This is a genomic window from Streptomyces sp. NBC_00158 (genome assembly GCF_045160885.1).
Lineage (GTDB): Bacteria > Actinomycetota > Actinomycetes > Streptomycetales > Streptomycetaceae > Streptomyces.
On record NZ_CP108161.1, the window covers coordinates 5,925,587 to 5,944,631 of the forward strand.

17 protein-coding genes are annotated in these 19,045 nt (G+C 74.3%); 11 read left to right on the forward strand and 6 right to left on the reverse strand.

Going from position 1 to position 19,045, the window contains the following annotated elements; genetic code table 11:
- The first annotated feature begins 34 nt into the window (after positions 1 to 34).
- From OG553_RS27240 to OG553_RS27250, 3 genes are all read left to right on the forward strand, one after another.
- Positions 35 to 2,017 (forward strand): peroxidase, encoded by a 1,983-nt coding sequence (locus tag OG553_RS27240; RefSeq protein WP_405981495.1) that lies wholly within the window; start codon positions 35 to 37, stop codon positions 2,015 to 2,017.
- A gap of 130 nt (positions 2,018 to 2,147) precedes the next feature.
- Positions 2,148 to 2,816: a helix-turn-helix domain-containing protein gene (locus OG553_RS27245; RefSeq protein WP_405981496.1), complete on the forward strand. Its 669-nt coding sequence runs from the start codon at positions 2,148 to 2,150 to the stop codon at positions 2,814 to 2,816.
- 4 nt (positions 2,817 to 2,820) lie between these two features.
- The gene (locus tag OG553_RS27250; RefSeq protein ID WP_405981497.1) at positions 2,821 to 3,531 is read left to right on the forward strand and encodes a helical backbone metal receptor; all 711 of its coding nucleotides are present in this window, start codon (positions 2,821 to 2,823) and stop codon (positions 3,529 to 3,531) included.
- Here OG553_RS27250 and OG553_RS27255 read toward each other — a convergent pair.
- Positions 3,528 to 4,661, reverse strand: coding sequence for a TDT family transporter (locus OG553_RS27255; RefSeq protein ID WP_405981498.1), 1,134 nt, complete (start codon positions 4,659 to 4,661; stop codon positions 3,528 to 3,530). The genes OG553_RS27250 and OG553_RS27255 overlap by 4 nt on opposite strands.
- A 70-nt stretch (positions 4,662 to 4,731) precedes the next feature.
- Between OG553_RS27255 and OG553_RS27260 the strand changes: the two genes are divergently transcribed.
- Both OG553_RS27260 and OG553_RS27265 read left to right on the forward strand, forming a co-directional pair.
- The gene (locus OG553_RS27260; RefSeq protein ID WP_285546233.1) at positions 4,732 to 5,652 is read left to right on the forward strand and encodes a LysR family transcriptional regulator; all 921 of its coding nucleotides are present in this window, start codon (positions 4,732 to 4,734) and stop codon (positions 5,650 to 5,652) included.
- A 327-nt stretch (positions 5,653 to 5,979) separates the two neighbouring features.
- Entirely contained in the window at positions 5,980 to 6,327 is a 348-nt protein-coding gene (locus tag OG553_RS27265; protein ID WP_405981499.1) for a hypothetical protein, read from the forward strand.
- A 27-nt stretch (positions 6,328 to 6,354) separates the two neighbouring features.
- Here the strand turns inward: OG553_RS27265 and OG553_RS27270 are convergent, their stop codons facing one another.
- The 4 genes from OG553_RS27270 to OG553_RS27285 all read right to left on the reverse strand — a co-directional run bounded on the left by OG553_RS27270 (position 6,355) and on the right by OG553_RS27285 (position 10,361).
- On the reverse strand, positions 6,355 to 7,134 hold the full coding sequence (locus OG553_RS27270; RefSeq protein ID WP_405981500.1) for a hypothetical protein: 780 nt from the start codon (positions 7,132 to 7,134) through the stop codon (positions 6,355 to 6,357).
- A gap of 87 nt (positions 7,135 to 7,221) precedes the next feature.
- Positions 7,222 to 7,941: a gamma-glutamyl-gamma-aminobutyrate hydrolase family protein gene (locus OG553_RS27275; RefSeq protein ID WP_405981501.1), complete on the reverse strand. Its 720-nt coding sequence runs from the start codon at positions 7,939 to 7,941 to the stop codon at positions 7,222 to 7,224.
- A gap of 47 nt (positions 7,942 to 7,988) precedes the next feature.
- Entirely contained in the window at positions 7,989 to 9,455 is a 1,467-nt protein-coding gene (gene eat / locus OG553_RS27280; protein ID WP_405981502.1) for an ethanolamine permease, read from the reverse strand.
- Positions 9,456 to 9,614: 159 nt separating this feature from the next.
- On the reverse strand, positions 9,615 to 10,361 hold the full coding sequence (locus tag OG553_RS27285) for a FadR/GntR family transcriptional regulator (RefSeq protein WP_405981503.1): 747 nt from the start codon (positions 10,359 to 10,361) through the stop codon (positions 9,615 to 9,617).
- Positions 10,362 to 10,438: 77 nt separating this feature from the next.
- Between OG553_RS27285 and OG553_RS27290 the strand changes: the two genes are divergently transcribed.
- The 4 genes from OG553_RS27290 (at position 10,439) to OG553_RS27305 (ending at position 15,428) form a co-directional block, all read left to right on the forward strand.
- A complete protein-coding gene (locus tag OG553_RS27290; RefSeq protein WP_405981504.1) occupies positions 10,439 to 11,812 on the forward strand; it encodes a glutamine synthetase family protein in 1,374 nt (457 codons plus the stop codon).
- A gap of 51 nt (positions 11,813 to 11,863) precedes the next feature.
- Positions 11,864 to 13,228 (forward strand): aldehyde dehydrogenase family protein, encoded by a 1,365-nt coding sequence (locus OG553_RS27295; protein ID WP_405981505.1) that lies wholly within the window; start codon positions 11,864 to 11,866, stop codon positions 13,226 to 13,228.
- 5 nt (positions 13,229 to 13,233) lie between these two features.
- Entirely contained in the window at positions 13,234 to 14,025 is a 792-nt protein-coding gene (locus OG553_RS27300) for a 3-oxoacyl-ACP reductase (protein WP_405981506.1), read from the forward strand.
- Positions 14,026 to 14,138: 113 nt separating this feature from the next.
- Positions 14,139 to 15,428: a haloacid dehalogenase-like hydrolase gene (locus OG553_RS27305; protein ID WP_405981507.1), complete on the forward strand. Its 1,290-nt coding sequence runs from the start codon at positions 14,139 to 14,141 to the stop codon at positions 15,426 to 15,428.
- 5 nt (positions 15,429 to 15,433) lie between these two features.
- Here the strand turns inward: OG553_RS27305 and OG553_RS27310 are convergent, their stop codons facing one another.
- Entirely contained in the window at positions 15,434 to 16,627 is a 1,194-nt protein-coding gene (locus OG553_RS27310; protein ID WP_405981508.1) for an amino acid deaminase/aldolase, read from the reverse strand.
- A gap of 420 nt (positions 16,628 to 17,047) precedes the next feature.
- Between OG553_RS27310 and OG553_RS27315 the strand changes: the two genes are divergently transcribed.
- Together OG553_RS27315 and mycP are read left to right on the forward strand one after the other, a co-directional pair.
- Positions 17,048 to 17,854 (forward strand): hypothetical protein, encoded by an 807-nt coding sequence (locus OG553_RS27315; protein ID WP_405981509.1) that lies wholly within the window; start codon positions 17,048 to 17,050, stop codon positions 17,852 to 17,854.
- Positions 17,851 to 19,038 (forward strand): type VII secretion-associated serine protease mycosin, encoded by a 1,188-nt coding sequence (mycP, locus tag OG553_RS27320; RefSeq protein WP_405981510.1) that lies wholly within the window; start codon positions 17,851 to 17,853, stop codon positions 19,036 to 19,038. Before OG553_RS27315 ends, mycP begins: the two co-directional genes overlap by 4 nt.
- Positions 19,039 to 19,045: the final 7 nt, after the last annotated feature.

A 19,045-nucleotide genomic window follows, 5' to 3' on the forward strand; every position in this document is an offset into this window, starting at 1 on the left:
ACCGCCCTCCTCCGCCCCACACCCAGGAGACCCGATGGACGACGTGCAGCCCCCCGCCCCCGCCCGCAGGACCGTCATCAGGGCCGGGGCGGCGGCAGCCGCCGCGCTCGCCGTGTGCCCGTACGCCGCCGGCACGGCGACGGCGGCGACGGCCGCACCCCCGGGGCCGGCGGCCCGGCCCGCCCCGGCACCCGCCCAGTCCGGCGCCCTGCCCCTGCGCTCCGACCGCACCACCCAGGGCGACATCCTCGCGGGCTCCCGCAAGGACCACGCCTGCCTGCTGCTCCTGCACTTCCACGACGCCGCGCGGGCCCGGACCTGGCTGGGGAAGCTGCTGCCGGAGATCTCCACCACCGAGGAGATGGCCCGCTTCAACGCCGCCTTCAGCGCGGCCCGCCTCAAGGCGGGCGGCGCCGACCCGGCCGGGCTCTCCGCCCAGTGGACCGGGCTGTCCCTGACCCACGCCGGGCTGCGCCTGCTCGCCGGGCGCGAGCCCTTCCCGGCCCTGCCCGCCGGCAGCTCCGCCGAGGCGTTCGCGCAGGGCCCCGCCGAGCGCGCGGAGGAGCTCGGCGACACCGGCGACAGCGCCCCCGGCTCCTGGCTGTTCGGCGCCGAGGAGCCCGAGCGCGCCGTGCACGCCGTACTCAGCCTCTCCGCCGACGACCCCGCCAAGCTCAGCGCCGCCGTCGACCGCCACAAGAAGGCCCTCGGCCCGGCCCGCGGCGAGATCGTCTTCCGGCAGAACGCCGGGAAGCTGCCCGGGGTGCTGAAGGGGCACGAGCACTTCGGCTTCTCCGACGGCATCAGCCAGCCCGGCGTACGCGGCTTCCACGCCCCCGACCCGGCCGACGCGACCACCGTGAAGGGCAAGCCCGGCACCCGGCTGGTGCCGGCCGGGGAGTTCCTCGTGGGGCAGGAGAAGGTCGGGCGGCGGCCCGCCGGACTGCCCGCCTGGGCCACCGGCGGCTCCTTCCAGGTGGTCCGCAGGCTGGCCCAGGACGTACCAGGCTGGTGGGCCCAGGCCGCGGAGCGGCTGGCCGACCTGAAGAAGGCCGGGGCCGCGCCACCGGAAGCCACCGCGACCTGGGTCGCGGCCCGCCTCGTCGGCCGCTGGCCCGGCGGCACCCCCATCGCCGGCTGCCCCCTCGCCGAGCAGCCCGCCCCCCTCGGCAGCGACCCGGACTCCGCCCTCACGTACGCGGCCGACCCCGAGGGCTGGCACACCCCGCTGTTCGCGCACATCCGCAAGGGCAACCCGCGCGACGGCCTCGTCACCGTCCCCGGCAGGCCCCCGCTGGCCGCCGCCGACCTGGACGGGCGCCGGATCATCCGGCGCGGCATCCCGTACGGCCCGGCCTTCGACTTCGGCCGGCCCGACCACGAGCAGGAGGCCCCGCGCGGCCTGGTCTTCGTCGGCTACCAGGCCGACCTCGTCCAGCAGTTCGAGTTCCTCACCAAGAAGTGGATCAACGACCTCGACTTCCCGCCCTCCCGCAACCCCCGCGTCGGGGCCGACCCGGTCCTCGGCCCCGAATCCCCCGTCACCTTCGAGACGGAGTCCACGGCCGGCAGCCGCGCCACCACCCTGGGCTTCGGACGCTACGTCCGCACCGAGGGCGCCCTCTACGCCTTCACGCCCTCGCTGCCCACCCTGCGCGCCCTCGCCCAGGGCAAGCTCGACCGCTCCGTGGAGGTCCACCACGGCACCGTCCTGCGCGCCGGAGACGTCCTCGACGCCGGCAGCGTGCGCCTGACCCTCCGGACCGACGGCGACCTCGTCCTGCTCGACTCCGCCGGCTCCCGCCTCTGGGCGGCGGGCACCGAGGGCGCAGGGAACGAGGCCGTCTTCTCCGCCGACGGCGAGCTGACCGTACGCGACGCCGCGGGCGCGGAGCTGTGGAGCAGCGGTACCGCCGGCCACCCCGGCGCCAGGCTGCTGGTCAGGCCCGCCGGTGACGCGGTGGTCCTCGACGGCGACCGTGCGCTGTGGCGCGCGGGCGGGGGCCACGTAGGGTAACCGGGCAACGACGGGAATCCACCGGGTCGCGGCCCGGTGGGCTCTTGCGCGCGAATCCGGGGGCGGTTGCTGCGTAAGGTGCTTACAGCACACCGAAGTGCGACGAGGATTAGGGGAGGGCAGCCCCGACATGAACGGCAAGGAAGACGGAAGCATCGCGGACGCCACGGACGGCAGGGAGTGCGCGCCCGCCCGGGCGGGCGCGACCGATGCCAACGACAAGGAGAAGGACTCCAAGGAGCCGCTGCGGGTCGGCGTCGCCGTGCGCAAACGGCGCCGCGCGCTGCACCTGACCCTCGCCGCGGTCTCGGCGCGCAGCGGTCTGTCCGTCCCCTTCCTGAGCCAGATAGAGAACGAGCGCGCCCGCCCCAGCATGCGTTCGCTGGAGCGGGTCGCGGACGCCCTGGAGACCACGGCCGTGGAGCTCCTGGCCGCCTCCGACACGGCGCGCACCGTCGACCTCGTACGGGCCGGCGACGAGTCCGGCTTCACGCCCGTGATGGGCGTACGCCCCCTGGTGCGCGGCCACCACCAGCTGCACGCGCTGGAGTTCACCGGCGACCAGGACGCCGGCCGCGAGTACCAGCACCGCAACGACGAACTGATGTACGTGGTCTCCGGCGCCTGCCAGGTGGAGGCCGAGGGGCGGGCGTACCGGCTGGAGGAGGGCGACGCGCTGTTCCTGTCCGGTGGGGTGCGCCACCGCTGGCGCGCGGTCAGCGACGACACCAAGCTGCTGGTCGTCGCCGTCGGCGAACACATCCACGCCACCTCCGAGCCGCCCTCCCCGGAGCACTGAGCCGGTGCGCGTCGTTTCGCTCGTACCGTCCCTGACCGAGGCGGTGGCCGTCAGCGCGCCCGGCGCGCTGGCGGGGGTCACCGACTGGTGCACACACCCCGCGGACCTCGGGGACGCGGTACGGATCGGGGGCACCAAGAACCCGGACGTACGCGCGGTCGTGGAGCTGCGCCCCGACCTGGTGATCGCCAACGAGGAGGAGAACCGGGCCACCGACCTGGAGGCGCTGCGCGCGGCCGGGGTGGAGGTGCTGGTCACCGAGATCCGGGACCTCCCGCAGGCCTTCGCCGAGCTGGACCGGGTGCTCGTGGGGGCGCTGGGGCTGGAGCGGCCCGAGTGGCTGGACCGGGCCGAGGAGGCCTGGGCGGCCGTGGAACCCGTCGGGGACCTCACCGCCTTCGTCCCGATCTGGCGCCGGCCCTGGATGGTGCTCGGCCGGGACACCTTCGCGGGCGACCTCCTCGCCCGGCTGGGCGTGCGCAACGCGTACGCCGGTCACCCCGAGCGGTACCCGAAGGTGCCGGCGGCCGAGCTCGCCGCGAGCGGCTGCGACCTGGTGGTGCTCCCGGACGAGCCGTACGCCTTCACCCGCGACGACGGCCCGGAGGCCTTTCCGGGCCTCCGGGCCGCACTGGTCAGCGGCCGCCACCTCACCTGGTACGGGCCCTCCCTGGCCCGGGCCCCGCAGGTGCTGGCGGCGGCCCTTCGGGCTTAGGCCGCCTGCGCGGCGGGGAGCAGCCGCCCGGCGAACAGGCCGCGCAGGGTGTGGGCGGCGGCCAGCAGCCAGGCGGTGACCAGGCCCAGGAAGAGGGCGGCGGCCAGCCAGGAGAAGGCCTCCAGCCCGGTGTGCCGGGCCAGTCCGGCGGCGCCGGTGACGCAGGTGCCGACGGGGAAGGTCAGCGCCCACCAGGTCATCGCGAAGCCCATCCCGTCGCGGGCGGCCCGGAGCAGCATCGAGGCGGCCAGGGCCAGCCACAGCAGGGCGAAGCCCATCACGGGCACCCCGTAGACCACGGCGAAGGCGCCGAGGGCACCGGCGTAGGGGGCGTCGATGGCGCCGGGGGCCACGTCGGCCAGCTGGTTCACGGCGGTGGTGGACTGGCCGAGGGGGCCGAGGACCAGGAACAGGGTGGGGGTCAGCGCCAGGGGCAGGGGCCCGCTCACGATCAGCCGGCCGAAGACCAGGGGGAGCAGCAGCAGGGTGGCCAGCAGGCTGATGCCGAACATCGCGTAGCAGGCCAGCAGCAGCGCCTCGCGGGCCTGGCCGGCGGGCAGGTGGGGGACCAGCAGGGGCCCGACGGCGGCGGAGACCATGGGGGAGACCACGGGCAGCAGCCACACGGGGGTGGCCTGCGAGGCCTCCACCTTGTGCCGCACCACCATCAGGTAGGGCACCACCACGGCCATGACCAGCCCGATCACGGTGCCGGCGGTGAAGAGCACGGTGTCGACGGCTATGGCGGCGCCGGTGCCGATCAGGTCCTTGCCCACGGTCAGGGTCCCGGCGCCGACGGCCAGCAGGGCCATCGCGAGGCAGCCGTAGAAGGGCGCGACGGCGGGGTCGAGGAGGTGGGCGCGGGCCTGGTCGCGGTGGTGCAGCCAGTGCCCGGCACGGGCGGTCAGCAGCACGGCGAGGGCCACGGCGGACAGCGCCCAGACGAGCTGGCAGGCCACGCGCTGACCGGGGAGCTGGTACGGGAGGGCCGCGCCGGCGTTGGCGATGATCGCCGTGCCCATGACGGAGGCGTACCAGTTGGGGGCGAGGTCCCTCAGCCGCGGGGCCTTGTGGGCCCGGGGAGCGGCGGGGGCGGTGGTTCGGAAGTGCACGGAGGCGGTGGTGGCCATGGGTCCAGCGTCCCGCCGGGCAGGGCCGTACGGCAGAGACCTCATGTCTATAAGGCCATAAACTGATGTTATGGGTAACGAGGAGTCGGTCCCGCTCGCGCATCGCGTGCCGGACCTGGGCGCGCTGGAACTGCTGCTCACGGTGGCCCGGGTCGGCAGCCTGAGCGGCGCCGCGCGCCGGCTGGGCATCACTCAGCCGGCGGCCAGCAGCCGCATCCGGGCCATGGAGGCCCGGCTCGGGGTGGCGCTCGTGGACCGCTCCCCGCGCGGCTCGACGCTCACGGCGGAGGGCGCGCTCGTCACCGACTGGGCCCGGCGGGTGGTGGAGGCCGCCGAGGCCTTCGACGCGGGCGCGCAGGCGCTGCGCGGGCGGCGGGACTCGCGGCTGCGGGTGGCCGCCAGCATGACCATCGCCGAGTACCTGCTGCCGGGGTGGCTGATCGCCCTGCGCGGGGAGCGGCCCGACACGGCGGTGTCCCTGCACGCCGGGAACTCCGCCGACGTCGCGCAGCGGGTGCTGGCGCACGAGGCCGACCTCGGTTTCGTGGAGGGGCTGTCGGTGCCCGACGGGCTGGACTCGGCCGTCATCGCGCAGGACCGCCTCGTGGTGGCGGTGGCCCCGACGCACCCGTGGGCGCGGCGCTCCAAGGGGGTGGAGCCGGCCGAGCTTGCCGGTAGCCCGCTGATCCTGCGGGAGCGGGGGTCGGGGACGCGGCAGGTGCTGGACGCGGCGCTGGCCCCGTCCGGGGGGCTGGCCCAGCCGCTGCTGGAGCTGGCCTCCACCACTGCCGTCAAGGCGGCGGCGCTGAGCGGGGCGGGGCCGTGTGTCCTGTCGGAACTCGCGCTGGTGGACGAGCTGGCGGCGCGGCGCCTGGTGTCCGTTCCGGTGCCGGGCGCCGCCCTCGCGCGGGCGCTGCGGGCCGTCTGGCCGACGGGCACCCGCCCGGCGGGACCTGCGCGGGACCTGCTCTCGCTGACCCGGCGCCGCTAGCCGTCCGGCGGTGCGGGTGCCTGTCGCGGCGCGGTGCCGGGTGCGGGTGCCTGCGGCGTTACTCCCCGCCCCCAGACCCCCGCGCCTCAAACGCCGGCGGGGCTATTCATAGCCCCGCCGGCGTTTGAGGCGCGGGTCCGGGCAGCGCCCGGGGAACGGTGGAAGGGTGGGTAGGGGACCTCGCCCCGCGCAGCGGCGTGCCCCGGACCGCCGGGGCCGTACGGGTGACGGGGAATCGATTCCGCGCGCGGCGGACGGTGACCCACCGGCGAGGGCACCGGAAAGGTGGCTGCCGCACGTTTGTTGCCCTCCCGAGGAGATACCCCCATGCGTCTTCGCCGCGCCTCCATCGCCGCCCTCGGCGCCTTCACCCTCCTGCTGGCCGTCCCGTCCTCCGCCTCCGCCGCCGTGGGCGAGTTCCAGTACACGTACATCGGCCTGGACGGGAAGTCCCACGTGCGGATCCTGCTCGACCCGGAAAGCCGCGAGTGCATCACCCTCGACGAGGTGGCCGACCCCGCCGCCAGCGAGCCCGCGCACTCCCCGCGCAACCGGACCACCTCGACGGCGACGGTCTTCACCGAGCCGGGCTGCGACGGCGACTTCTTCTCGCTGCGCCCGATCACGGGCCGCGGCGGCGAGCGGCTGAAGCTCCGGTCCGTCGTCTTCAGCTGACCCCGGCGGGGCAGGGTGTGGCCCGGTTCAGCTCCGGGCCCGGAGGGCCTTCGTCAGGAGGCCGCCCGCGATGATCAGGGCCACGCCCAGCCACCACGCCCCGCCGTCGAACACCAGCACCGCGATGCCGACCGGCACCAGCAGCCCCGCCACCGGCAGCAGCAGAGACGCCCCGCCCGGCGCGGCCTCGCCCCGCGCGCGGGCCCGTACGACCCCCGGGTACCAGACGGTGAACCGCAGGGCGGCGACGATCGCCAGGACCTGGATGATCCAGCCGGTCCAGATGTTGCCGGGGTCGCGCAGCACCAGGTCCCCGAAGCCGCCCGCCAGGGCCGCCGCCAGGAAGGCCAGGCCCCACACCCCGGTGATCACGTAGTTGGTGCGGAGGAAGGCCGGCGAGCGCCACACGGACGGGTCGGTCTGCTCGCGCGCGTACTGGAGGGTGAAGGGCGTCCGGACGGCCATCGACCCGAAGGCGATCACCGTCAGGGTGAGGTTCGCGATCTCCCCGGCGTACGTCTCCAGCCAGCGCAGCGTGCCGTCGCTCGCGAGCGCCCCGATGACGGCGAGGGCGGCGAAGAACACCACGTCGGCGACTTCGAGGAGCTTCCAGGAGCTGCCCCGGTGCACCACCCGGCCCAGGACGACCAGGGCGACGGCCGAGGCCAGGGCGATCCCGACCGCGATCTCGAACCGTCCCGGTCCGACGAGCAGGGAGAAGACGATCCACGGCGCCATCCCGACGACCGGGTTCTCCAGGAACCCGGACACCGGTCCGGTGGCCGTGCCGTAGGCCTCGGTCCGCATCCCTCCAGCGTGCGCGCCGCCCGCCGGAGGGGCCATTCGTGCCCGCGGGCCGCACGACGGGGAGTGCGTACGGCCCGCGGGCGGTCCTCAGGAGACCGACACCGGTACCGGTACGGTCTGCCGGGCGCCGGCCGCCTCGACGAAGGAGGCCATCACCCGGGTGTCCTTGTCCCGCTCCGGGTGCCACTGGACGCCCAGGACGTAGCGGGAGCGGTCGGGGTCCTCGATGGCCTCCACCGTGCCGTCGTCCGCGTACGCCGAGACGACCAGGCCGCGTCCGACGACGTCCACGGCCTGGTGGTGGTAGGTCGGGACCTCCGCCTTCTCCGGGACCAGCTCCGCGTAGCGGGTGCCGGCCACGGGGTTGACGGGGTGCCAGGAGGTGACGCCCGGGGTGTGGACGTGGCCGTCGATGTGCTGGATCAGGGTTCCGCCCAGGGCCACGTTCAGGGCCTGCATGCCCCGGCAGATGCCCAGCACGGGCAGGTCGGAGTTCAGGGCGGCCGCGAGCAGGGCGAGTTCCCACTCGTCGCGGACCCGCGCGGGGGGACCCGTACGGGGGTCGCGCGCGGCGCCGTAGGTGGCGGGGTCCACGTCCGGGCCGCCCGAGACGATCAGGCCGTCGAGCCGGCTCAGCACCTCCGCCGCGCGCTCCGGTTCGTCCGGCGGCAGCAGGACGGCCGCGCCGCCCGCTGCCTGGACCAGCTCGTAGTAGCCGGAGGGAACGAGGGAGGTTGGCAGGTCCCACACGTTGTAGCGGGTGGATTCCTCCACATAGGTGGTGATGCCGATGAGCGGCCTGGGCACGGTATTACCTCCAGGTTGGTGCCGTATCAAGGGGCGGGACAAGGGTCTCAGTCGCGGGTCAACTCCGCCTCGGCTTCCGCCAGCGCGGCGAACTCTTCCTCGGGTGCCGAGGCCACCAGGTGGTGCCGACTGTAGATCGCGAAGTAGGCCAGGGCGACGGCGTACACGGCGAGTGCGATGAGTGCCGCGTCCTTGTCCACCAGGAAGGTGGCGACGAGGGCCGAAAGGGCGAGTACGAAGGCGACGGAGGAGGTCAGGACGCCTCCGGGGGTGCGGTACGGCCGGTCCAGGCCGGGCTCGCGGCGGCGCAGCACGATGTGCGACAGGGCCATCAGGGCGTACGAGATGGTCGCGCCGAAGACGGCGATGTTCAGCATCCGCGCACCGTTGCCGGTGGCCGCCGCGAGGGCGAAACCGATGGCGCCCGGAATCACCAGTCCGAGGTACGGGGCCTTGCGCTTGGAGGTGAGGGAGAGGAAGCGCGGCAGGTAGCCGGCCCGGGAGAGGGCGAAGAGCTGGCGGGAGCCGGCGTAGATGAGGGAGAAGAAGGAGGCGACCAGCCCGGCGAGTCCGGCGTAGTTGACGAAGCGGCTGAGCGCGGTCGGTCCGCCGTCCCCCTCCAGGGCGACGACGAGCGGGTTGCCGGCGGTCTTCACGGCGTCCGCGCCCTGGGCGCCGGTGGCCGCGAAGAAGGTGATCAGGGCGAGCAGGGCGAGGATGCCCATCGAGATGGCGAGGGCCTTCGGCATCGAACGGACCGGGTCCTTGGCCTCCTCGGCGGCCAGCGGCACGCCCTCGACGCCGAGGAAGAACCACATGCCGAAGGGGAAGGCGGCCCAGATGCCGAGGACCCCGAAGGGCAGCCAGGAGCTGGAGCCGAAGGCGCTCGTGTCCACGGCGATGTCGTCCAGGTTGCCCGCGTCGAACTCGGTGAGCGCGCCGAGCGCGAAGATCAGCAGGGCGGCGACGGCGATGGCGGTGACGACGAGGCTGAAGCGCAGCGCCTCGCCCACGCCCCACAGGTGCACGCCGATGAAGATGACGAAGCAGCCGAGGTAGACCGGCCAGCTGGAGGTCAGCCCGAACAGGCCCAGCGATTCAACGTAGTCGCCGATGAAGATGACGATCGCCGCCGGGGCCAGGATGTACTCGATGAGGATGGCCGTGCCGGTGAGGAACCCGCCCCAGGGGCCGAGGGCGCGGCGGGCGAAGCCGTAGCCGCCGCCCGCCGTCGGCAGGATCGTGGACAGCTCGGCGAGGGAGAAGACCAGGCAGGCGTACATCGCGCCCATGAGGACGGTGGCGATGGCCAGGCCGCCGAAGCCGCCCTTGTCCAGGCCCACGTTCCAGCCGGAGAAGTCGCCGGAGACGACGTACGCGACGCCGAGCCCGGTCAGCAGCAGCCAGCCGGCGCTGCCGCGGCGCAGGGTCCGGCGCTCCAGGTACGCGGCGTCGGCGTCGCCCTTCGCGGAGGGTGGTGCGGATACGGGCACGGGTGCGATGTCGTCGGCCATGTGCGCTCCTGCCTAGGGCAATGGTTGTGAGGCGTACCTTTGCGTCAAGGGCGGGGCGGGCGCAAGACCCCTGCGTTAAACGGCGGTTACGAAAACCTCCCCGCGCCCGCCATCGCCACCCGCCCCTTGCGCCCCGTACGCCTCATCCGCCCCGGCCCCTCAGGCCAGGAACCCGCGCAGCAGGGCCGCCGTGCCGCAGCAGTGCTCGCGCATCACCGCCCGGGCGGCCTCGGCGTCCCGTTCCAGTACCGCCTCCACCAGCACGGTGTGCTGCTGCTGCGAGTGCTCCAGGTTGCGCACCAGCAGCGGGATGCAGTCCAGCAGGTCGTTCACGGTGGCCCGGACGGCCGCGTACTGGGCGGTCAGGGAGGGGGAGCCGGCCAGTTCGGACAGGGTGAGGTGGAAGAGGGTGTCCTGGCGGCGGTACTCGGACAGCGGGGCGTCGTGGGTGGCCGCCAGCGCGGCGAGCAGCCGCTCGGCCCCCTCCTCGGACAGCCCGTGCGAGGCGCACAGCCCGGCCGCGCCCACCTCCAGCACCTCGCGGAAGCGCAGCACGTCCTCGATGTCCACCCCCGCCACGCGCCGCCGCAGCTCCTCCTCGGCGCCGCCGGCCGGGGTGTCGGGGCGGGCCCGCACGAACGTTCCGCCGTACCGGCCGCGCCGGGCCTCCACCAGGCCCTGGTCCTGGAGCACCTTGAGCACCTCGCGCAGGGTGACCCGGCTGATCCCCATCCGCTCCGCCAACTCGCGCTCGGGAGGGAGCCGTTCCCCGCCCGGCACCAGACCCAGCCGGACCACCTGGAGGATCTGTTCGAGCGCCTCCTCGAACCCGTTGCCCGCCCGCACCTGCCGCAGCACGGGATTCAGCCGCGCGATCGCGCCACCGCCGGCCTCCGTGTCGGTCATCTCGCGTCCTCCCCTTCCCAAGCAATGGTTCTATTCAATACCTTAGGCCTCCTCGGCTCACCGAAGGAGAGATTCCAGTGGTAGACCGCATGCCGCCGCTCGCGCCCGAGGAGCTTCGGGCCCTCGTCGCGAGCGGTGAGATCGACACAGTCGTCCTGGCCTTCCCCGACATGCAGGGGCGGCTCCAGGGCAAGCGGTTCGCCGCACAGTTCTTCCTCGACGAGGTGCTCGCCCACGGCACCGAGGGCTGCAACTACCTCCTCGCCGTCGACACCGACATGAACACCGTCGACGGCTACGAGATGTCCTCCTGGGACCGGGGCTACGGCGACTTCGCCATGCACCCCGACACCGCCACCCTGCGCCGCATCCCCTGGAACCCCGGCAGCGCCTTCATCATGGCCGACCTGGCCTGGAACGACCGCTCCCCGGTCGTGGCCGCGCCCCGCCAGATCCTGCGCCGCCAGCTCGAACGCCTCGGCGAGCTCGGCTACACCGCCATGGTCGGCACCGAGCTGGAGTTCATGGTCTTCCAGGACACCTACGAGCAGGCCTGGAACTCCAACTACCGCGGCCTGACCCCCGCCAACCAGTACAACATCGACTACTCCGTCCTCGGCACCGGCCGCGTCGAGCCCCTCCTGCGCCGCATCCGCAACGAGATGCAGGCCGCCGGCCTGGTCGTCGAGTCCGCCAAGGGCGAGTGCAACCTCGGCCAGCACGAGATCGCCTTCCGCTACGACGAGGCGCTCACCACCTGCGACCAGCACGCCGTCTACAAGACCGGCGCCAAGGAGATCGCCGCCCAGGAGGGCGTCTCGCTCACCTTCATGGCCAAGTACGACGAGCGCGAGGGCAACTCCTGTCACATCCACCTCTCGCTCACCGACCCCGACGGACGCAACGCCATGGCCGGCACCGACGGCGACCAGGAACACGGCATGTCCACCGTGATGCGCCACTTCCTGGCCGGCCAGCTGGCCGCACTGCGCGACTTCTCCCTTCTCTACGCCCCGAACATCAACTCGTACAAGCGTTTCCGCCCCGGATCCTTCGCCCCCACCGCCGTCGCCTGGGGCTTCGACAACCGCACCTGTGCCCTGCGCGTCGTCGGCCACGGCCGCTCCACCCGCTTCGAGAACCGCCTCCCCGGCGGCGACGTCAACCCCTACCTCGCCGTCGCCGGCCTGGTCGCGGCGGGCATCTACGGCATCGAGAACCGCCTCGAACTCCCCGAGCCCTGCACCGGCAACGCCTACACCGCCGACTACGCCCACGTCCCCGCCACCCTGCGCGAGGCCGCGGAACTCTGGGAGAACAGCGAGATCGCCAAGGCCGCCTTCGGCCCCGAGGTCGTCGCCCACTACCGCAACATGGCCCGCGTCGAACTCGACGCCTACGACTCCGCGGTCACCGACTGGGAACTGCGCCGCTCCTTCGAACGCCTTTAAGCCCTCCGCCCGGAACCCCGGACCCCGAACCGACACCAGAGAGGCCCCCACGTGTCCGATGCGCTGGAAGTACTGAATCCGGCCACCGAGGAAACCGTCGCCGTCGTCCCGGCCGCCACACGGGACGACGTCGACACCGCCGTCGCCCGGGCCGCCAGGGCCCAGCGAGCCTGGGCGGCGGCACCCCCCGCGGACCGGGCCAGACTCTTGCGGCGCTTCGCCGCCGTCGTCGACGGACACATCGAGGAACTGGCGCAGCTGGAGGTCCGCGAAGCCGGACACACCATCGGCAACGCCCGCTGGGAAGCCGGCAACGTCCGCGACCTCCTCGACTTCGCCGCCGGGGGAGTGGAACGCCTCTCCGGCCGCCAGATCCCCGTAGCCGGCGGCATCGACGTCACCTTCCTCGAACCCCTCGGCGTCATCGGCGTGATCGCGCCCTGGAACTTCCCCATGCCGATCGCCGCCTGGGGCCTGGCACCCGCCCTCGCCGCCGGCAACGCCGTCATCCTCAAGCCGGCCGAGACCACCCCCCTCACCGCCCTGCGCCTCGCCGAACTCGCCCTCGAAGCCGGGATCCCCGAGCACCTCTTCCAGGTGCTCCCCGGCCACGGAGCGGTCGCCGGCGACGCGCTCGTCGAACACCCCGGCGTCGCGAAGATCGTCTTCACCGGCTCCACCCGCGTGGGCAAGCAGATCATGGCCAAGTGCGCCGACCGGGTGAAGCGCCTCACCCTCGAACTCGGCGGCAAGAGCCCCAACATCGTCTTCGCCGACGCCGACATCGAAGCCGCGGCCGCGGCAGCCCCCATGGCCTTCCTCGACAACACCGGCCAGGACTGCTGCGCCCGCACCCGGATCCTCGTACAGCGCACCGCCTACGACCGCTTCCTCGAACTCGTCGCCCCCGGCATCGAGTCCGTGACCGTCGGCGACCCGCTCGACGAGAACACCCGGATGGGCCCGCTCATCTCCCGCGCCCAGCTCGACCGCGTCCGCTCCTACGTCACCGACGACCTCACCGCCATCCGCGGCAAGGCCCCCGAGGGCCCCGGCTTCTGGTACCCGCCCACCCTCGTCACGGACGTCGACCCCACCGCGTCCGTCGCCACCGAGGAGGTCTTCGGACCCGTCGCCGTCATCCTCCCCTTCGAGGACGAGGAGGACGCCGTACGCCTGGCCAACGCGACCGAGTACGGCCTCTCCGGCTCCCTCTGGACCCGCGACGTCGGCCGCGCCCTGCGCGTCTCCCGTGCCGTCCGCGCCGGGAACCTGTCCGTCAACTCCCACAGCAGCGTCCGCTACTGGACCCCCTTCGGCGGATACAAGCAGTCCGGGCTCGGCCGCGAGCTCGGACCCGACGCCCTCACCGCTTTCACCGAGACCAAGAACGTCTTCATCAGCACGGAGGCCTGAACCCCATGACCGACCGCACCGAAGAGATCGTCTGCCGCCGCCTGGTCGGCCGCACCGCCGTCATCACCGGAGCCGGCAGCGGCATCGGCCTCGCCACCGCCCGCCGCCTCGCCTCCGAAGGCGCCAACATCGTCTGCGCCGACATCGACCCCGCCGCCGGCAAGGCCGCCGCCGAAGAGGTCGGCGGCACCTTCGTCCAGGTCGACGTCACCGACAAGGAGCAGGTCGACGCCCTCTTCAAGACGGCCTTCGACACCTACGGCTCCGTCGACATCGCCTTCAACAACGCCGGCATCTCGCCCCCGGACGACGACTCCATCCTCACCACCGAGCTCGACGCCTGGCGCCGCGTCCAGGACGTCAACCTCACCTCCGTCTACCTCTGCTGCAAGGCCGCCCTCCCCTACATGCAGCGCCAGGGCCGCGGCTCCATCATCAACACCGCCTCCTTCGTCGCCATCATGGGCGCCGCCACCTCCCAGATCTCCTACACCGCCTCCAAGGGCGGGGTCCTCGCCATGTCCCGCGAACTCGGCGTCCAGTTCGCCCGCGAGGGCATCCGCGTCAACGCCCTCTGCCCCGGGCCAGTGAACACCCCGCTCCTCCAGGAGCTGTTCGCCAAGGACCCCGAGCGCGCCGCCCGCCGCCTCGTGCACATCCCGCTCGGCCGGTTCGCCGAGCCCACCGAGATCGCCGCCGCCGTCGCCTTCCTCGCCAGCGACGACTCCTCCTTCATCAACGCCACCGACTTCCTCGTCGACGGCGGCATCTCCGGGGCGTACGTCACCCCCCTGTAAACCCCCGGGACTCCCGTCCCCGGACCCCACACCCCCCACCCGACAGCCGGGCGTCGCACGACGCCCGGCTGTCGTGCTCCACCGGCCCGCCACGATCCCCACAAGGAGTGCCCGTGACCCGACCCAGCACCAGACGCCGGTTCCAGGCCGCCGGCGCCGCCGCCCTCATAGCGGCGGGCGGCCTCACCGCCGTCGGCCCCGCCCGGGCCGCGCAACCCGCCTGCACCACCCCGAAGCTCGCCGCCGGCTGGTACGGCGACAACCAGGCCCGCCTCCAACGGCTCATCGACCGCTACGCCGACTGCGCCCCGTACCGGCCGAACCGCGCCAGACCCGTCGCCGTCTTCGACTGGGACAACACCGTCGTCAAGAACGACGTCGGCGACGCCACCATGTTCTGGCTCCTGCGCAACGGCAAGGTCCGCCAGCCCGCCGGCGGCGACTGGACCACCACCAGCCGCCACCTCACCCCCGCCGCCGCCCGGGCCCTCGCCGCCGCCTGCGGCCCCCTCGCCCGCCCCGGCACCCCCCTGCCCACCGGCACCCCCGCCGGCGCCGCCTGCGCCGACGAGATCAACGCCGTCTACGGCACCGCCACCACCCGCACCGGCGCCACCGCCTTCGCCGGCTGGGACCGCCGTACGACCGAACCCGGCTACGCCTGGCTGGCCCAGCTCACCCAGGGCTGGACCGCGAACGACGTACGCGGCTTCGCGGCCGCCGCCCGCACCGAGAACCTCGCCGCGCCCATCGGCGCCAAGCAGCAGGTCGGCACCGGCACCGCCACCGGCTGGGTCCGCTACTACGACCAGCAGCGCGACCTCGTCGACAAGCTCCAGCGGGCCGGCTTCGACGTATGGATCAGCTCCGCCTCCCCGCAGCCCGTCGTCGAGGTCTGGGCCCGCGGCGTCGGCATCGACGCCGCCCACGTCATCGGCATCCGCAACACCACCACCCGCGACGGCAGGCTCACCGCCCACCTCCAGGGCTGCGGCTCCGTCCCCGACGGCGCCGACACCATGACCACCTACATCGACGGCAAGCGCTGCTGGATCAACAAGGAGGTCTTCGGCGTGCGCGGCAAGGCCGCCGAGAAGGTCCAGCCGGCCGCCCGCCGCCAGGTCTTCGCCGCCGGAGACTCCGACACCGACATCTCGTTCCTGCGCGACGCCACCGCCCTGCGCCTCGTCCTCAACCGCAACAAGAACGAACTGATGTGCCGCGCCTACGACAACAGCGACGGCAAGTGGATCGTGAACCCGATGTTCATCGAACCCAAGAAGCAGAAGACCGGCCCCTACCCCTGCTCCACCACCGGCTACGTCGGCCACGACGGCACGGCCGGCCCCGTCCGCCGGGGCGACACCAGCATCGTCCCCGACCAGACGGACACCGTCTTCTGACGGCCTTACAGGAAGGTCCGCCCCTCGCCCCGGTAGGTCGGGACCGAGTCCACGACCCGGTCACCCTCCACCAGGTGCAGGGTGTCGAACCGCTCGCACAACTCCCCGGCCTTCGCGTGCCGGAACCACACCCGGTCGCCGATCAGCAGGTCGTCGGCCGGGCCACCCAGCAGCGGCGTCTGCACCTCGCCCGCACCCTCCTGCGGGTCGTAGCGCAGCCCCGCCGGCAGGTACGGCACCGGCAGCCGGTCCGCGCCCGCCGCCCCCGACGCCGGATAGCCCCCGCCCAGCACGGTCACCACCCCCACCCCGGGCCGCCGCACCACCGGCTGCGCGAACAGCGCGGCCGGACGCCCCCGGAACGTCGTGTAGTTGTCGAACAGCCGGGGCACGTACAGCCCCGACCCGGCGGCGATCTCCGTCACCGCCGCCTCCGCGGCCGTCTCCGCCACGCTGCCCGTACCGCCGCCGTTGACGAACTCCAGGTCCGGCACCACCGCCCGTACCGCGCGCACCGCCTCCGCACGCCGCACGGCCAGCTCCTTGCGGGCCGTGCCCTGCATCAGCCGGATCATCCGCGACCGCACCGGCCGCCCGGCCACCGCGTCCCCGACCCCGGCGACGTGCCCCTCGTACCCCATCAGGCCCACCACCCGGAACCCGGGACGCGACACCACCGCCGCCGCCAGCTCCGCCAGCTGTGCGGGCTCCCGCAGCGGGGAGCGCCGCGCCCCGACCCGCACCCGGCCCCCGAACAGCCTCAGCGCGGTGTCCAGTTCCAGGCAGACCCGGATCTCCTCGGCCCCGCCGTCCCGTGCCCGGTCGATCAGCTCCAGCTGCGCGGGATCGTCCACCATCACCGTCACCGCGGACGCCAGCTTCGCGTCACCGGCCAGCTCGGCGAAGCCGGCCCGGTCGGCGGACGGGTAGGCCAGCAGCACGTCCTCGAATCCGGACCGCGCGAGCCACAGCGACTCGGAGAGGGTGTACGACATGACCCCGGCGAACCCGGGCCGGGCCAGCACCCGTTCGAGCAGTGCCCGGCACCGCACCGACTTGCTGGCCACCCGCACCGGCTTCCCGCCGGCCCGGCGGACGAGGTCGTCGGCGTTGGCGTCGAAGGCGGCCAGGTCCACGATGGCCAGGGGCGCGTCCAGATGCGCGGTCGCCCGGTCGTACCGGGCCCGGTCCGAAGTCATGGGGCGCAGCTTGCCAGACGCTTTTACCGGTGGGTAGGCCCCTGCCCTGGAAGGGCGGGTGCGGGTGGGCCGCTGCGCGGGGCCGTCTCCCCTACCCGCCCTTCCACCGTTCCCCGGGGCTGCGCCCCGGACCCCCGCGCCTCAAACGCCGGCGAGGCTGGATGTATCCAGCCCGCGCGGCGTTTGAGCGCAACGGGGTCAGGGGCGGAGCCCCTGGGAACGGTGGAAGTGGGGGTCCCCCCGGACGGAGTCTGGGGGAGGGTAGGGGACCTCGCCCGCGCAGCGGCACCGCCCCGCCCGGCCCGGGCAGCGGCCGCCACCCCCCGGCCTCCCGAACGCCCGGCCAGGGCAAGGGCCAGGCCGGCGGGCACGTAAAGTACGGGCAGGCAGCCGTACGGAACCGGGGGGCGGAGCCGCCGCATGACCACGACGACACCACGGACCGAGTTCCTGGACGCCCCCGAGCCGCTCCCGCCGCCCCACCCCCGCCGCCCCCGCCGCCACCCCGTCAAGGTCGTCACGGCCGTCGCGTGCGCCCTCCTCGGCAGTGCCCTCCTCGCCGGCGCCGCCGCCACCGCCTGGAGCGACCACCGCGCCGCCCACCGCCCCCTGCCCCCCGACGCCGCCTACCGCCAGGCCGCCTCGCTGTGGCGGTCGGCGCCCGTGGACAGCCTCCTGCCCCCCGTCCTGGACGCCCCCGAGTCCGGCCCCGGCGGAGCCGACCGCCGCTGGACCCGGATCGCCCTCGCACCCGACGCCGACTGCGCCGCCGCCCTCCCCGCCGCCTGGCGGACCGTGCTCGCCGCGACCGGCTGCACCCGCGTGCTCCGCGCCACCTACACCGACGCCACCCGCAGCTCCCTCGTCACCGTCGGCCTGGTCTTCACCCCCGCCGACGCCACCGCCATGGCCGCCCTCCGCGGCCGGCTGACCGTCCCGCCCGCCTACGAGTACGCCGACGCCCGCCGCGCCGCCTGGACGGCGACCGTCTCCGCCGAGGCCCCGGCCGTCGTCTACGCCGTCTCCGCCTTCGCGGACGGCCGCACCGTCGACGCGCCCGTCCCCGCCGAGGAGGCCGCCCGCCAGGGCGCCACCGGGACCGTCGCCGAAGCCGGGCTCGGCCACGACGCCAAGGCCGCCGCCGACCGGCTCGGACAGGCCCTCACCGCCCTCGCCGCCCCGGACGCCGTGCCCGGCGCGGCACCCTCGAAGGGGGCCGCCCGATGAACCCGACCCCCCTGCGCACGGCGGCCGCCGCCGGTCTCGCGGCCGCCCTCCTCGCCGTGAGCGCCGCCCACCCCGCCGCCGCCGACACCATCCGCGACCGCCAGTGGGGCCTGCTCGCCCTGCGCGCCGAGGAGGCCTGGGGCACCACCCAGGGCGACGGGGTCACCGTCGCCGTCCTCGACACCGGCGTGGACGCCACCCACCCCGACCTCACCGGCCAGGTGCTCGAAGGCACCGACCTCGTCGGCATGGGCGCCGGCCGCGGCGACCGCGCCTGGGCCCGCCACGGCACCGCCATGGCCAGCATCATCGCGGGCCGGGGCCACGGCCCCGACCGCTCCCAAGGGGTCCTCGGGATCGCGCCCCACGCCAAGATCCTGCCGGTCCGGGTGATCCTCGAAGAGGGCGACCCGGGCCGGAACAAGGCCCGCGACAGCAAGTCCGGCGCCCTCGCCGAAGGCATCCGCTGGGCCGCCGACCACGGTGCCGACGTGATCAACCTCTCGCTCGGCGACGACAGCGACTCCGCGCACCACGAGGCCGCCGAGGACGAGGCCGTCCAGTACGCCCTCGGCAAGGGCGTGGTCGTCGTCGCCTCCGCCGGGAACGGCGGCGAACGCGGCGACCACACCTCCTACCCCGCCGCCTACCCCGGCGTCATCGCCGTCGCGGCCGTCGACCGCCAGGGCCGCAAGGCGGCCTTCTCCACCCGCCACTGGTACGCCACCGTCAGCGCCCCCGGCGTCGACGTGGTCATCGCCGACCCCGATCGCGCCTACTACGAAGGCTGGGGCACCAGCGCCGCCGCGGCCTTCGTCTCCGGCGCCGTGGCCCTCGTCAAGGCCGCCCACCCGGGGCTGTCCCCGGCACAGATCAAGAAGCTGCTGGAGGACACCGCCACCGAGCGCCCGGCCGGCGGCCGCGACGACGCCCGCGGCCACGGCACCGTCGACCCCGTCGCCGCGCTCCAGGCGGGCGCCGCGCTGCGCCCCGAGGCGCCCGTCCCCACCGCCGTCGAGGCCGGGCGGCGGTACTTCGGGCCCGGACCCGAGCGGGCCCGCCCCGACGGCCGCCGGAAGGTGCCCGGCGTTCCGGCGGCCGCGGCCGGGGGAGCGGTCCTGCTGGTACTGGCCGCCGTACTGGCCCGGCGCCCGCGCGCCGCACGCCGGGACACCTCGGGATAGGGTCGGT

What these genes read in the sequence shown, in the direction of transcription:
- OG553_RS27240 (WP_405981495.1), top strand. Translation starts at nt 35, where the DNA reads ATGGACGACGTGCAGCCCCCCGCCCCCGCCCGCAGGACCGTCATCAGG.
- OG553_RS27245 (WP_405981496.1), top strand. Translation starts at nt 2,148, where the DNA reads ATGAACGGCAAGGAAGACGGAAGCATCGCGGACGCCACGGACGGCAGG.
- OG553_RS27255 (WP_405981498.1), bottom strand. Translation starts at nt 4,661, where the DNA reads ATGGCCACCACCGCCTCCGTGCACTTCCGAACCACCGCCCCCGCCGCT.
- OG553_RS27260 (WP_285546233.1), top strand. Translation starts at nt 4,732, where the DNA reads ATGGGTAACGAGGAGTCGGTCCCGCTCGCGCATCGCGTGCCGGACCTG.
- OG553_RS27265 (WP_405981499.1), top strand. Translation starts at nt 5,980, where the DNA reads ATGCGTCTTCGCCGCGCCTCCATCGCCGCCCTCGGCGCCTTCACCCTC.
- OG553_RS27270 (WP_405981500.1), bottom strand. Translation starts at nt 7,134, where the DNA reads ATGCGGACCGAGGCCTACGGCACGGCCACCGGACCGGTGTCCGGGTTC.
- eat (WP_405981502.1), bottom strand. Translation starts at nt 9,455, where the DNA reads ATGGCCGACGACATCGCACCCGTGCCCGTATCCGCACCACCCTCCGCG.
- OG553_RS27285 (WP_405981503.1), bottom strand. Translation starts at nt 10,361, where the DNA reads ATGACCGACACGGAGGCCGGCGGTGGCGCGATCGCGCGGCTGAATCCC.
- OG553_RS27300 (WP_405981506.1), top strand. Translation starts at nt 13,234, where the DNA reads ATGACCGACCGCACCGAAGAGATCGTCTGCCGCCGCCTGGTCGGCCGC.
- OG553_RS27310 (WP_405981508.1), bottom strand. Translation starts at nt 16,627, where the DNA reads ATGACTTCGGACCGGGCCCGGTACGACCGGGCGACCGCGCATCTGGAC.
- OG553_RS27315 (WP_405981509.1), top strand. Translation starts at nt 17,048, where the DNA reads ATGACCACGACGACACCACGGACCGAGTTCCTGGACGCCCCCGAGCCG.
- mycP (WP_405981510.1), top strand. Translation starts at nt 17,851, where the DNA reads ATGAACCCGACCCCCCTGCGCACGGCGGCCGCCGCCGGTCTCGCGGCC.